Source organism: Roseospira goensis, assembly GCF_014197795.1.
GTDB lineage: Bacteria > Pseudomonadota > Alphaproteobacteria > Rhodospirillales > Rhodospirillaceae > Rhodospira > Rhodospira goensis.
In genome coordinates, this window is sequence record NZ_JACIGI010000015.1 from 61731 (window position 1) to 76004 (window position 14274).

A 14274-nucleotide genomic window follows, 5' to 3' on the forward strand; every position below is an offset into this window, starting at 1 on the left:
CCCGTGGGTTCCCTACCGGGTCTACCCTCCGGGCAGGATGTCGCCGAGATTGTCGAGGATCGACACCAGGATCATGGCGCCGATGATCAGCAGCGCCAGCCAGACCGCGACCTGAAAGACGATGGCCCCGGCCCCGAGCCCGGCCCCGACCGCCAGCGCCCGCGGCGACTCCCCACGCAGCAGGCCCACGGCCGCGACCACCAGGGCGGCGCCGCCGGCCACCAGGGCCACCACGACCATGATACGGTCGATGGTCCAGGGCGGGGCCTGCGGCTCGGGCTTCGGCTCGCCGGCCAGCTTGCGCGCGGCGGCGTCGCGGATGTCGCTGGCGATGTCGACGATGGTGGTGCCGAGCGAGTCCTGCGGCGCGAACGGCCCGGCCGCGAACTGGATCAGCACCAGGAGCAGCGCGGCCCCCCCGAGAATGACCGCCACACCGGCGGCGCCGGTGAAGGGGCTCCTCGTCTGCGCGGTGTGTGCACCCATCGGCCGGGCTCCTTCCGTTTGCGGAACGTCGAGGACGAAGACACTCGGAGGATACCCGAACCGGACACCGGGAGCGATGAGTCTGCACATGAGCCAGAGCAACCGGGTGACGGAAGCCGCGCGGCACGGGAAGAGACCCTTTAGATAGAAAAAATGGGATCTTCGCCCGTATTTCGTCATTGCGCGCCTGCGTCTTCAGACGCGGGCATGGCCATCCAGGGCGACTGGTGCTGCCTCTTCGCCCGGGCCGCGCCTACTTGCCGATGCAGAAGTCGCGGAAGATGACGTCGAGCAGGTCCTCGACGTCGACCCGGCCGGTCAGCCGCCCCAGGGCGCGCGCGGCCAACCTCAGGTCCTCCGCCACCAGTTCGGGCAGGGGGGCGTCCAGGGCGCGGACCAGAGCATCGTGGGTCTCGGCCAGGGCGTGGCGGTGGCGCGCCCGCGTCAGCGGCGGCGGCGCGCCGACCCCGGCCTCGGCCAGCGCCCGCACCCGCGTGCTCAGGGTCGCCAGCAGCGCGTCCAGCCCGGCCCCGGTGGCCAGCGACAGGGGCAGGGGCGCCCGGCCGTCCGACAGCACCGCCGGCGGTGCGCCGCCCCGCACATCCATTTTGTTCAGAACCACGATCACCTCAGGATCCGCGGCCAGATCAACGACCGCCGGATCCAGCGGGTCCGCCGCCGCGCCGTCCAGCAACAGCAGCCGCAGGTCGGCCGCGTCGGCGCGGGCGTGGGCGCGGCGCACGCCTTCGCGTTCGATGAGGTCGGCCGTGTCGCGCAGGCCGGCGGTGTCGGCCAGCACCACCGGATAGCCGCCCAGGTCCAGGTGAACCTCCACGATATCGCGCGTCGTGCCGGCGAGGGCCGAGACGATGGCCGCCTCGCGCCGGGCCAGGGCGTTGACCAGGCTGGACTTGCCGGCGTTGGGCGGGCCGAGCACCGCCACGTGCACGCCGTCGCGCAGCCGTTCGCCCCGGGGCGGTTCGGCCAGGTGGGCGGCGATCTCTCCGGCCAGCGCAGTCATGTCGGTCCGCAGCGCCGGCAGCAGGGCTTCGGGCAGGTCCTCGTCGGAGAAGTCGATGGTCGCTTCCAGGTGGGCGAGGGTACGCACCAGCCGGTCGCGCCAGCCGTCGGTCAGGCGGGCCAGGGCGCCGTCCCTCTGGCGCAACGCCTGGCGACGTTGCGCGGCGGTCTCGGCGTCGATCAGGTCGGCCAGGCCCTCGACGGCGGTCAGGTCCAGCTTGCCGGCCTCGAAGGCGCGGCGGGTGAAGGCGCCGGGCTCGGCCGGGACCAGGCCGGGCAGGCCGGCCAGGGCGTCGAGGATCGCCCGCGTGACCGCGCGGCCGCCGTGGCCGTGCAGCTCGGCCACGTCCTCGCCGGTGAAGCTGTGCGGGGCGGGGAAGAACAGGGCCAGGCCGTCGTCCAGGATCTCCCCGCTGGCGGGGTCGCGGAAGCGGGCGCGCACGGCGCGGCGGGGTGGGGGAGGTGCAGGGCGGTCGGCGAGCGCACACAGGGCGGCGCCCGCCCGCGGTCCGCTGACGCGGATCACCGCCACCCCGGCGCGGCCGGGGGCGGTGGACAGGGCGAACAGGGTCGGGGCGTCGGGGTGGGTCATGGCGGGGAGGATGCCGCTGCCCGCCTCGGACCGCAATCGGGTTGCCGAAGCCCGGTCGCCGCGGCCACGACGCTGCGCCTTTCCGGCGGTCTTGCCCCCACGCTCCTGCGTGGGCGACCGTCCTGTGACGCGCCGCCCGCGCGGAATCCCGCCGACGCCTTGGTGTCTTCGTGCCTTGGTGGTTCATTTTCGCGACCGGGGCGGAGGGAACCACCAAGACTCCAAGGCACCAAGGGCGCAGCCCCCGGCCGTGGCCCTGGCGCCCGCCTCGACGTCGGAAGACCGGATGCCGCATGTGCGGCGGCACACAGGACAATAGGGATCGGGCCGACGCCTTGGGGCCTTCGTGTCTTGGTGGTCAATCTTCGCGACCGGGGCAGAGGGAACCACCAAGGCTCCAAGGCACCAAGGGCGCAGCCCCCGGCCTCGGCCCTGGCGCCCGCCTCGGTGTCGGAAGACCGGATGCCGCATATGCGGCGGCACACAGGACGATAGGGATCGGGCCGACGCCTTGGCGCCTTCGTGCCTTGGTGGTTCATTTTCGCGACCGGGGTGGAGGAAGACCACCAAGGCTCCAAGGCACCAAGGGGACCGTCCCCGGCCTCACCCCTGGCGCCGGCCTCGGCGTCGGAAGACCGGTTGCTGCGTCCGTGGTGGTTCGGACCACCATCGGGATCTCGCCGACGCCTTGGTGTCTTCGTGCCTTGGTGGTCGATCCTCGCGACCGGGGCGGAGGGAACCCCCAAGGCTCCAAGGCACCAAGGGCGCAGCCCCCCGCCTTGGCCCTGGCGCCCGCCTCGGCGTCGGAAGACCAGATGCCGCATGTGCGGCGGCACACAGGACGATAGGGATCGGGCCAACGCCTTGGCGCCTTCGTGCCTTGGTGGTCAATCCTCGCGACCGGGGCGGTGGGAACCCCCAAGGCTCCAAGGCACCAAGGGCGCAGCCCCCGGCCGTGGCCCTGGCGCCCGCCTCAGCGTCGGAAGACCGGATGCCGCATGTGCGGCGGCACACAGGACGATAGGGATCGGGCCAACGCCTTGGGGCCTTCGTGCCTTGGTGGTCGATCCTCGCGACCGGGGCGGAGGGAACCCCCAAGGCTCCAAGGCACCAAGGGCGCAGCCCCCGGCCGTGGCCCTGGCGCCCGCCTCAGCGTCGGAAGACCGGGGGCCGCATGTGCGGCGGCACACAGGACGATAGGGATCGGGCCAACGCCTTGGCGCCTTTGTGTCTTGGTGGTCGATCCTCGCGACCGGGGCGGAGGGAACCCCCAAGACTCCAAGGCACCAAGGGCGCAGCGCGGGACGCCCCCATACGCGTCCGTTTCACGTGAAACACCGCCGCCGCCGCTGGTCCCGGTCATCGCCCATCGCCGCGTCGGCGCGCGGGTCCGAGACCGCCGACGCCGATCGGGACGCCGCCTATCGGGACGCCGCCTATCGGGACGGGGGGGTGCCTGGCGGGTGGGTAGGCGTCCTCAAGCTCGCGTGCGCGGATATCGGCCACCACCTCGTCATCGGTGCGCGCCGCCCGGCCTCACGACTCCCGGTCCCCGCTGCTGCCGCTCCCGCCCGCGGCACGGCTGGCGGCGGTGGCGAACTGCTGCCAGAAGAACTTCTGCAACTGCTCCAGGTTGCCGATCTGGTGCGGCAGCCAGGTCCGGATCAGCACCTCGGGGTCGGTGGCGGCCAGGTTCGCTTCCAGCCGCTCCTGGAGCTGGGCCATCAGCGCGCTCTGCATCGGCTGCACGTCCGGCAGGCCGAGGAACGTCCGGGCCTCCTCCGGCGTGCAGTCCACGTCGATATGCAGCTTCATCGCGGGTGCCTCCCCGAGGGGGCCGGCGGTTGCATGCGCCCGGCCGGATGCCAATGTCCTCCCCAACGAAGGACCCAACCTAAGGCATTGCGCCCCCGAGTCCAACCCCGGGCGCGCGCGCAATTCCTGTCCCGAACCGCGGAGTCGGACCGCCATGCCCCTTGACCAGGATCCCCGTAACCGTCTCGACGCCGAGACCAGCCCCTACCTGCTCCAGCACAAGGACAACCCGGTGCACTGGTGGGCCTGGGGGCCGGAGGCCTTCGCCGCCGCCCGGGCCGAGCGCAAACCGGTGCTGCTGTCGATCGGCTATGCCGCCTGCCACTGGTGCCATGTCATGGCGCACGAGAGCTTCGAGGACCCGGAGATCGCCGCGGTCATGAACGACCTGTTCGTCAGCATCAAGGTCGACCGCGAGGAACGCCCGGACGTCGACGCGCTCTACATGGCGGCGCTGTCGATGATGGGCGAGCAGGGCGGCTGGCCCCTGACCATGTTCCTGACCCCGGACGGCACGCCCTTCACCGGCGGCACCTACTTCCCGCCCGAACCGCGCTACGGCCGACCCGGCTTTGCGCAGGTGCTGCGCCGGGTGGCAGAGATCTATCACGCCGGCGACGGCCAGGTGGACCGCGCCGCGGCCAGCCTGAAGGAGGGCCTGGAGAGCCACACCCGGTCCGGCGCCGGGCCGGCGGACGCGCCGCTGCCGACCCTGGCCGACCTGGATGGCTGGGCGCGGTCGCTGGCGGGGCACGTGGATCCGGTGCACGGCGGCCTTCAGGGCGCGCCGAAGTTCCCCATGGCCTACGCCTTCGCCTTCCTGTGGCGGGCCTATCGCCGCACCGGCGAGGCCGCCCTGGGCGACGCCGTGCGGCTGACGATGGAGCGCATGAGCCAGGGCGGCATCTGGGACCACGTGGGCGGCGGCCTGGCGCGCTATTCCACCGATGCTCAGTGGCTGGCCCCGCACTTCGAGAAGATGCTGTACGACAACGCCCAATACATCGACCTGCTGACCCGACTGTGGACCGCCGACCGCACGCCGCTGTTCAAGACCCGGGTCGCGGAGACGGTGGCTTGGTTGGAGCGCGAGATGGGCACCGAGACCGGCGCCTTCGCCGCCGCCCTGGACGCCGACAGCGAGGGCGAGGAGGGCCGGTTCTACGTCTGGTCCGAGGCCGAGATCGACGCCGCGCTGGGCGACGATCCGGACACGCTGGCCCTGGTCAAGCGCGCCTACGACGTCACTCCGGCCGGCAACTGGGAGGGCAAGGTCATCCTCAACCGCTCCCAGCCGCAGCCCCGGCCCGCGTCGGGCGACACCGCCGAGGCGCTGGAGGCCCGCCTCGCGGCGGCGCGGGCGCGGCTGCTGGCGGTGCGCGAGACCCGGGTGCGCCCGGCCCGCGACGATAAGGTTCTCGCGGACTGGACCGGTTTGATGATCGCCGCCCTGGTGCGGGCCGGGCAGGCGTTCGACCGGCCGGACTGGACCGACCGGGCCGCCACGGCCTTCCGCGCCGTGGTCGACACCATGACCTGGACCGACGCCGACGGCCGGGTCCGCCTGGGCCATGCCTGGTGCCGGGGGCGGCTGCAACGGGCGGCGGTGCTGGACGACTACGCCCACATGACGCTTGCCGCGCTGGCGCTGTATGAGGCGACGGGGGAGGGCGCCTACCTCGCCCAGGCGCGCGCCTGGGTCGACACCGCCGTGGCGCTGTATCACGACGCCGGGGCCGGCGGGTTCTTCCTCACCGCCCATGACGCCGACGACCTGATCGTGCGCTCGAAGACCGCGGTGGACAACCCGACCCCGTCCGGCAACGGCGCCCTGGCGGTGGCGCTGGCGCGGCTGCACCTGATCACCGGCGAGGCCCGCTACCGTGCCCTGGCCGAGGGCACCGTGCGGGCGTTCCTGGGGGTGCTGACGCGCATCTTCCCGCACTCGGGCACCCTGCTGGAGGCGCTGGAGCTGCTGGAGGCGGGGATCCAGGTGGTGCTGGTGGGGCCGGCCGCGGCCGACGACACCCGGGCGCTGGCCCGGGCGGTGACCGAGAGCCCGGCCGAGGGCCTCGTCGTCACCCGCCTGGCGCCCGAGGCCAGCCTGCCCCCGGGCCATCCGGCCCACGGCAAGACGATGGTGGACGGCCGGCCCACGGCCTATGTCTGCCGGGGTCCGGTGTGCTCGGCCCCGGTCACCGACGCCGACGCGCTCGCCGCCCAGCTCGCCGCGTGAGAGCGCGCCGGCGCCACGGACCCGAGACACCCGGCGGACCGCGTGGTAGGGGACCCCCTCGGGAGCGGCGACGGGGCGGCGTCCGGCGTCGGGGCGGCGCGGCGCCGCCCGCGCCAACACCACACCACCAACACCAGAACAAGACGAGGTTTCCCATGGCGTCCGTCCATGCCATCCGCTTCCATGAGACCGGCGGCCCCGAGGTGCTGCGCTGGGAGGAGGTCGCGCTGCCCGACCCCGGCCCCGGCGAGGCGCTTGTGCGCCACGCGGCGGTGGGGCTGAACTACATCGACACCTACCACCGCAGCGGCCTGTATCCGGTGACGCTGCCGTCGGGGATCGGCCTGGAGGGCGCCGGTGTCGTCGAGGCGGTCGGCGACGGCGTGACGGAGGTCGCGGTGGGCGACCGCGTGGCCTACGGCACCGGACCCCTGGGCGCCTACAGCGAGGCCCGGGTGATGCCGGCGGCGACGCTGGTGCGGCTGCCCGACACCATCGACGACCGGAGCGCCGCCGCCATGATGCTGCAGGGCCTGACGGCGCAGTACCTGATCCGCCGCCTGTTCCCGGTGCAGCCGGGCATGACGGTGCTGTTCCATGCCGCTGCCGGCGGGGTGGGGCTGATCGCCTGCCAGTGGCTGAAGCACATCGGGGCCACGGTGATCGGCACCGTGGGCTCGCCGGAGAAGGCAGCGCTGGCGAAGGCCCACGGCTGCGACCACACCATCCTGTATCGTGACGAGGACTTCGTCGCCCGGGTCAAGGAGGTCACCGGCGGCGCCGGGGTGCCGGTGGTCTACGACGGGGTCGGCAAGGACGTGTTCGACGGCTCGCTGGACTGCCTGGCCCGGCGCGGCATGATGGTGACCTACGGCAATGCCTCGGGGCCGGTGCCCGACGTGGCGCCCCTGACCCTGAACGCCAAGGGCTCGCTGTTCCTGACCCGGCCCAAGCTGATGGACTATGTCGCCACGCGCAGCGAGCTGACCGCGGCGGCGGACGATCTGTTCGACGTGGTCGGCTCCGGCGCGGTGACCATCGCGGTCAACCAGACCTATGCGCTCAAGGACGCCGCCCAGGCCCACCGGGATCTGGAGGCGCGCAAGACCACCGGCTCGACGGTGCTGCTGCCGTAGGGGCGGGCCCGAGGCGTTTCATGTGAAACCTGGGGCGGGGCAGGGCGGCCGGGGTCCCGCGTTTCACGTGAAACCCGGGGCGGGGCAGGGCGACCGGCGTTTCACGTGAAACAGGGGGCGAGCCCGGCCAACGGGTGTTTCACGTGAAACCGTGCGGCGCGGCCGTGGTGGGTCTTGCTGTCACGGCTGCGAGGATTGACCACCAAGGCACGAAGACACCAAGGCGTCGGCGGGATCCCGATGACCGCGCGTGCGGCCGCGCTGGCGGCACCCGAGTCTTCCGACGCCAAGGCCGGCACCAAGGGTGAGACCGGGTGGCGTGGCCTTGGTGCCTTGGAGCCTTGGTGGTTCTCTCTGCCGTCAACACCGGCCGCCGTTTCACGTGAAACAGCGTCCGGCTCTGGGCCGCCTTGACGCCACGGTCGGGCGGGCCGATGTTCCGCCCAACCCCGCCTGTCCCGCCGTGATCCGCCCATGCCCGACCCCTTCGCCCCCGATCCCCTGGCCACGCGCCGCCTGTCCCCGCGCGACGCCGGGCGCCGGTTTGCCGATGTCATCGTGGTCGGCGGCGGCCATGCCGGCACCGAGGCCGCCGCCGCCGCCGCGCGCATGGGCGCGCGCACCCTGCTGGTCACCCACGACCGCCGCGCCATCGGCGCGCTGTCCTGCAACCCGGCCATCGGCGGCCTGGGCAAGGGCCACCTGGCGCGCGAGATCGACGCCCTCGACGGCCTGATGGCCCGCGCTATCGACCGCGCCGGCATCCAGTTCCGCGTCCTGAACCGGTCCAAGGGACCGGCGGTGCAGGGGCCACGCGCCCAGGCCGACCGGCGCCTCTATGCCGCCGCGATCCAGACCCTGCTGGCGGAGACGCCGGGCCTGTCCGTCGTCGAGGCCAGCGTGGAGGACCTGCTCACCGCGCCCGGCCCGGACGGCCGCCCGCAGGTGACCGGCGTCGTGCTGGCCGACGGCACCGCCCTGAAAGCCGGCGCCGTGGTGCTGACCACCGGCACCTTCCTGCGCGGCCTGATGCACCGGGGCCAGGACACCGAACCGGGCGGCCGCGTCGGCGCCCCGGCGGCGGTGGGCCTGTCGGCCGCGCTGGCCCGCCTGGGCCTGCCCCTGGGCCGCCTGAAGACCGGCACGCCGCCGCGCCTGGACGGCCGCACCATCGCCTGGACCGTGCTGGAGGCGCAGCCGGGCGACGACCCGCCGGAGCCATTCTCTACGCTGACGGACCGGATCGCGACGCCGCAGGTGCCCTGCCACATCACCACCACGACGCCCGCGACCCATGACCTGATCCGGGCCAATCTGGGCCGCTCGGCGCTCTACGGCGGGCGCATCGACAGCGTGGGGCCGCGCTACTGCCCCAGCATCGAGGACAAGGTGGTCCGCTTCGCCGACCGCGACCGCCACCAGATCTTCCTGGAGCCGGAGGGCCTGGACGATCCCACCGTCTATCCCAACGGCATCTCCACCAGCCTGCCGGTGGACGTGCAGGCCGCCCTCCTGAAGACCATCCCGGGCCTGGAGCGGGCGACGATCCTGCAGCCCGGCTATGCCATCGAATACGATTTCATCGACCCGCGCGCCCTGACGCCCGGGCTGGAGCTCGCGGCCGTGGCGGGACTGTTCCTGGCCGGACAGATCAACGGCACCACCGGCTACGAGGAGGCCGGCGCGCTCGGCCTGATGGCCGGGATCAACGCGGCCCGAAGGGCGGGGCAGGGGGGCGCCACGACCGACACCGCCGCCGATCCCGACCCGGTGACCCTGGACCGGGCCGAGGCCTATACCGGGGTCATGATCGACGACCTGGTGACCCGGGGGGTGACCGAGCCCTACCGCATGTTCACCAGCCGGGCCGAATACCGCCTGCGCCTGCGCGCCGACAACGCCGACCAGCGCCTGACCGAGCGGGGCCTCGCCCTGGGCGTGGTGGGGTCGGCTCGCGCCGCCGCCTGGGCCGACAAGCGGGACCGGCTGGCCGCGGCCGAGGCGCTGGTCCGGGGCCTGTCCATGACCCCGGCCGCACTGGCCCGCGCCGACTGGGCGGTGAACCAGGACGGCCAGCGCCGCACCGCCTTCGACCTGCTGGCCCAGCCGGACGTGACTTTGGCGCGGCTGACGGCCCTATGGCCCGACCTGGCGGGTATCGGGTCGGACATCGCACCCCTGGTGGAGGTGGCCGCGCGCTACGACCGCTACCTGGCCCGGATGGAGCGCGACATCGCCGCCTATCGGCGCGACGAGGCGCTGGCCCTGCCGGCGGATCTGGACTACGGGGCCATCGGCAGCCTGTCGAGCGAGGTGCGCCAGCTCCTGGAGCGGTCCCGCCCGGCGACGGTGGGGGCGGCCGCCCGGTTACCCGGCATGACCCCGGCGGCGGTCACCGCACTCCTGGCCCACGCCCGCCGCCGCTCGGCGTAAGCGGGGCGGGGCGGGGCGGGGACAAGACCCCCAAGACTCCAAGGCCCCAAGGGCGCAGCCCCCGGCCGTGGCCCTGGCGCCCGCCTCGGCGTCGGAAGACCGGGGGCTGCATGTGCGGCGGGCACGGAGGACGATAGGGGTCGGGCCAACGCCTTGGCGCCTTCCTGCCTTGGTGGTCGATCCTCGCGACCGGGGCGGAGGAAACCACCAAGACTCCAAGGCCCCAAGGGCGCAGCCCCCGGCCGTGGCCCTGGCGCCCGCCTCAGCGTCGGAAGACCGGGGGCCGCATGTGCGGCGGGCACGGAGGACGATAGGGGTCGGGCCGACGCCTTGGGGCCTTCGTGCCTTGGTGGTCGATCTTCGCGACCGGGGCGGAGCGAACCACCAAGACTCCAAGGCCCCAAGGGCGCAGCCCCCGGCCGTGGCCCTGGCGCCCGCCTCGGCGTCGGAAGACCAGATGCCGCATGTGCGGCGGCACACAGGACGATAGGGATCGGGCCGACGCCTTGGGGCCTTTGTGTCTTGGTGGTCGATCCTCGCGACCGGGGCGGAGGGAACCACCAAGACACCAAGGCACCAAGGGCACAGCCCCCGGCCGTGGCCTTGGCGCCCGCCTCGGCGTCGGAAGACCGGGGGCCGCATGTGCGGCGGGCACGGAGGACGATAGGGGTCGGGCCAACGCCTTGGCGCCTTCCTGCCTTGGTGGTCGATCCTCGCGACCGGGGCGGAGGGAACCACCAAGACACCAAGGCCCCAAGGGCACACCACCCGGCCGGACCGATGTGGCGAACCGGTCGGACCTTGGGAGGGTCGCGCTGGCGCTCGCCGCCGCGCTGGTGCTATCACCCGACCCGGACACCGAGACCAGCCCCGTCAAGGATCCCCGACCCCATGTCCACCGTCCGTTCCCGTCCGCCCGGTCGCGGCCCGCGCGATCGCAGCACCGACCACCGCGACGGCCGGCGCACGGCGGCCCCGGCGCTCGGGCTGCCGCCGCCTGCGGACTGTCGCGCGGGCCTCGCCGCCGCCCTCGGCCGCGACCCCGCCGCCGTCCCCGCCGCCGTCCCTGACGAGACCGTCGCCCGCCTGCGCGCCCTCCTGGAGCTGCTCGCCACCTGGACCCGGCGCATCAACCTGGTGGGGCCGGCCACCCTGCCGCAGGCCTGGGAGCGCCACGTGCTCGATTCGGCCCGCCTCGTCCCGCTGATCCCACCCGGAGCCCGGCGCGTCGTCGACCTGGGGTCGGGCGCCGGCTTCCCCGGGCTGGTGCTGGCCCTTCTGGGGGCGCCTGACGTCCACCTCGTCGAATCGGACCAGCGCAAGGCCGCCTTCCTGCGCGAGGTCGCGCGGGTGACCGGCGCCCCGGTGACGGTCCACGCGGCCCGCATCGAGGCCGTGCCCCCGCTCGCCGCCGACGTGGTGACCGCCCGCGCCCTGGCGCCGTTGCCCGATCTGCTGCCGCTCGTGACCCGCCACCTGACGCCCGACGGGGTCGCGCTGCTGCCGAAAGGCCGCGGCGCGGAGAGCGAATTGACCGCCTGCCGCGAACGATGGATCATGCGGGTCGACTCGCATCCCGGTCCCGGTCCGTCCGCCGCCGCCGCCGCGCCCGTGCGCGGCGGCGCCGACCCGGACTCGGCCGGGCCGATCCTCATCCTCCGGGAGATCCGCCGTGCCCCGTCCCCAGCTTGACGCCCGTCCCGCGCCCGCGCGCGCTCCGGCCGATGCCGACGGTGGTGCGGGCGGCCCCGCGGGGCGCGCCCCGCACATCATCGCCATCGCCAACCAGAAGGGCGGGGTCGGCAAGACCACCACCGCCATCAACCTGGCCACCGCCCTGGCCGCCACCAAGGTGCGCGTCCTGGTGATCGACCTCGACCCCCAGGGCAACGCCTCCACGGGCTTCGGCATCGCCCGCGAGGCGCGGCGTCAGGACACCTACCGCCTGCTGTCCGGCGACCTGCCGTTGTCGCAGGCGGCGATCCCGACCCAGGTCCCGGGGCTGTCGATCGTGCCGGCCGGCGTCGACCTGGCCGGCGCCGAGGTCGAGCTGGTGGCCACCGAACAGCGCGAACAGCGCCTGACCGAGGCCCTGGGCGCCGCCACCGGCGCCGGGGTGGACTACATCCTGATCGACTGCCCGCCGGCCCTGGGGCTGCTGACCATCAATGCCCTGGTGGCGGCGCACGCGGTGCTGATCCCGTTGCAGTGCGAGTTCTTCGCCCTGGAGGGCATCAGCCACCTGATGCGCACCATCGAGCGCGTGCGCGGGCGCTTCAACCCGGCCCTGGCGATCCAGGGCATCGTCCTGACGATGTTCGACAAGCGCAACAACCTGTCCGACATGGTCGCCCAAGACGTCCGCAGCTACTTCGGCGACAAGGTTTATCGCACCGTGATCCCCCGCAACGTGCGCGTCTCCGAGGCCCCGTCACACGGCAAGCCGGTGTTGCTGTACGATGTCGGCTGCGCCGGCTCCAAGGCCTACATTCAACTGGCCGGGGAGTTGATCCGCCAACACCGCACCCTGGCGGCCTGACCCGATGGCGAAACGGCAGACCCTGGGCCGCGGGTTGTCCGCCCTGTTCGGCGAGGACGACGCGGGCGCGGGCGAGGATACGGCGCCCGCGACCGGCGCCGACGAGAGGGTGGGCGCCGCCGCCGCCGACGACGACGGCGCGGGCCGCCGCGGCGTGCGGCGGGTGGCCATCGACCGGCTGGCCCCGAGCCGGTACCAGCCGCGGCGGGTGTTCGACGAAGACGGCATCGACGAACTGGCGGAGAGCCTGCGCGCACGCGGGGTTCTGCAACCCTTGCTGGCGCGCCCGGACGCGGCGCATCCGGGCCATTTCGAGATCGTTGCCGGTGAGCGGCGCTGGCGCGCGGCCCAGCGGGCCGGGCTGCACGAGGTGCCGATCCTGCTCCGCGACCTGTCCGACCGCGAAACCCTGGAGGTGGCGCTGGTCGAGAACCTCCAGCGCCGCGACCTCAACCCGATCGAGGAGGCCGAGGGCTACCGCCGCCTGGTCGAGGAATTCGACCACAGCCAGGACGCCCTGGCCGAGGTGGTGGGCAAGAGCCGCAGCCACGTCGCCAACACCCTGCGCCTGCTCCAGCTTCCCGCCGGGGTGCGCGACATGGTCTCCGACGGGGCGCTGTCGGCCGGCCACGCCCGCGCCATGCTGGCGCTGGACGACCCGACGGCGTTCGCCGAGGAGGTGGTGCGCAAGGGTCTGAACGTGCGCCAGACGGAGACCCTGGTGCGCGAGGCCCAGAAGCGCCGGGCGCAGGCCCGCCCGCGTCGGGGCAGCGCCGGCAAGGCGGACAAGGATGCCGATACCCTGGCGCTGGAACGCGACCTGAGCGCCCGGCTGGGCATGGCGGTCTCGATCGACGCCAAGGCCGAGGGCGCCGGCACGGTGACGGTGACCTGGCAATCGCTGGCCCAGCTCGACGAGATCCTGGCCCGGCTGTCCGGCGCCGAGTCGGCCTCCGCGCCGGAGAGCGACTGACGGCACGCGCCCCCGGTCCGCCCCCGGTCCGCCCCCGGTCCGAGCGCATCGCCGCCGCCGCTGCGGCCGACGCGCGGCTGTGGCATTTCCACCCCGGCAATGGTATCGTGAAACCGTTCGCGGCGCGACACAGCATCGTCGCGGCCGGTGATCCGGACGGGTTGGCGGATCGTACGGTCTTCAGGGAGAGGGGGCTTCCGGCGTCACCGCGCCCCGGAGACGGACGCAATGGAGCCCGAACCCCCGGGGATATCGCCCGGGCTCATGCTCACGAGGTGCCGCCATGTTCGCTGACAAGACCCTGACACCGCGCGAGACCGTCCGTCTGTGCGCCCTCGGCCTGATCGCCGACGCGCCGGACTCCTACGCCACCATCGCCCGCCAGGTGCGCGACTTCGTCACCCGCATCACCGGTCCGTCGCTGGACCTCCTGGGCAGCTCCATGGAACTGCTCCAGGTGGAGGGGTTGATCAGCTCGTCCGCCGGCGATCGGATCGACGACACCGCCCGGCTGGAGATCACCGAAGCCGGTCACGTGGAGTTGCGCCGCCTGCTGACGGCCAACCTCAGGGCCTCGTCGGACCTGTCCAAGCTGGTGATGGCGCTGAAGTTCCGCTTCCTGCACCTGCTGCCGCCCGAGGACCAGCGCGCCCAGGCCGAACTGTTGCTGGACTCGCGCGAGACCGAGTTGAACCGTCTGCTCGACATGCGCCAGGCGCACGGGGACGGCGACGGGCCGTTCAATGATTGGTTGGAGCACGAGATCACCCAGGCCGAGCGCAGTCAGGCGTGGCTGGAGGCCTTCTGCGAGCGTCTGCCGGAGCCGACCCCGACCCCGACCCCAGCGTAATGAGGGTGGCCCGGTTCCGGCCCGCACCCCGCGCACGCCTCAGACCAGCCGACGACTGCACAGACGTCTTTTTGCACAGACGTCATTTGCACAGACGTCTTTCGCCGGCTGGCCGGTATCAGACGAGGGCCGCCCTGTGGCGGCCCTCGCGTCATGGAGCGGAACGCTCGAATACGGACTCGGATGGTGAGTTC

The 14274-nt window shown here is 73.3% G+C and carries 10 protein-coding genes; 7 read left to right on the forward strand and 3 right to left on the reverse strand.

Translation table 11 applies throughout. The annotated features are described in order from the left end of the window. Window positions 1-21: 21 nt before the first annotated feature. The 3 genes from GGD88_RS10310 to GGD88_RS10320 all read right to left on the reverse strand — a co-directional run bounded on the left by GGD88_RS10310 (window position 22) and on the right by GGD88_RS10320 (window position 3913). The gene (locus GGD88_RS10310; protein ID WP_184435131.1) at window positions 22-486 is read right to left on the reverse strand and encodes a hypothetical protein; all 465 of its coding nucleotides are present in this window, start codon (window positions 484-486) and stop codon (window positions 22-24) included. A 253-nt stretch (window positions 487-739) separates the two neighbouring features. Beyond that, complete coding sequence (gene mnmE / locus GGD88_RS10315) at window positions 740-2098, reverse strand: tRNA uridine-5-carboxymethylaminomethyl(34) synthesis GTPase MnmE (protein WP_184435134.1); 1359 nt, start codon at window positions 2096-2098, stop codon at window positions 740-742. A 1536-nt stretch (window positions 2099-3634) separates the two neighbouring features. Beyond that, window positions 3635-3913, reverse strand: coding sequence for a DUF6489 family protein (locus GGD88_RS10320; protein ID WP_184435137.1), 279 nt, complete (start codon window positions 3911-3913; stop codon window positions 3635-3637). 154 nt (window positions 3914-4067) lie between these two features. Between GGD88_RS10320 and GGD88_RS10325 the strand changes: the two genes are divergently transcribed. The 7 genes from GGD88_RS10325 (at window position 4068) to GGD88_RS10355 (ending at window position 14080) form a co-directional block, all read left to right on the forward strand. Continuing rightward, entirely contained in the window at window positions 4068-6149 is a 2082-nt protein-coding gene (locus tag GGD88_RS10325) for a thioredoxin domain-containing protein (RefSeq protein WP_184435140.1), read from the forward strand. A gap of 155 nt (window positions 6150-6304) precedes the next feature. Next, window positions 6305-7285, forward strand: a complete 981-nt coding sequence (locus tag GGD88_RS10330; protein WP_184435143.1) for a quinone oxidoreductase family protein — start codon at window positions 6305-6307, stop codon at window positions 7283-7285. Between the two features lie 474 nt (window positions 7286-7759). Then, on the forward strand, window positions 7760-9718 hold the full coding sequence (gene mnmG / locus GGD88_RS10335) for a tRNA uridine-5-carboxymethylaminomethyl(34) synthesis enzyme MnmG (RefSeq protein WP_184435146.1): 1959 nt from the start codon (window positions 7760-7762) through the stop codon (window positions 9716-9718). Between the two features lie 891 nt (window positions 9719-10609). After that, window positions 10610-11410: a 16S rRNA (guanine(527)-N(7))-methyltransferase RsmG gene (gene rsmG / locus GGD88_RS10340; RefSeq protein ID WP_184435149.1), complete on the forward strand. Its 801-nt coding sequence runs from the start codon at window positions 10610-10612 to the stop codon at window positions 11408-11410. A gap of 76 nt (window positions 11411-11486) precedes the next feature. After that, the gene (locus tag GGD88_RS10345; RefSeq protein ID WP_184435220.1) at window positions 11487-12257 is read left to right on the forward strand and encodes an AAA family ATPase; all 771 of its coding nucleotides are present in this window, start codon (window positions 11487-11489) and stop codon (window positions 12255-12257) included. A 4-nt stretch (window positions 12258-12261) separates the two neighbouring features. Next, window positions 12262-13230: a ParB/RepB/Spo0J family partition protein gene (locus tag GGD88_RS10350; RefSeq protein ID WP_184435152.1), complete on the forward strand. Its 969-nt coding sequence runs from the start codon at window positions 12262-12264 to the stop codon at window positions 13228-13230. Between the two features lie 283 nt (window positions 13231-13513). Then, window positions 13514-14080, forward strand: a complete 567-nt coding sequence (locus GGD88_RS10355; protein WP_184435155.1) for a hypothetical protein — start codon at window positions 13514-13516, stop codon at window positions 14078-14080. Window positions 14081-14274: the final 194 nt, after the last annotated feature.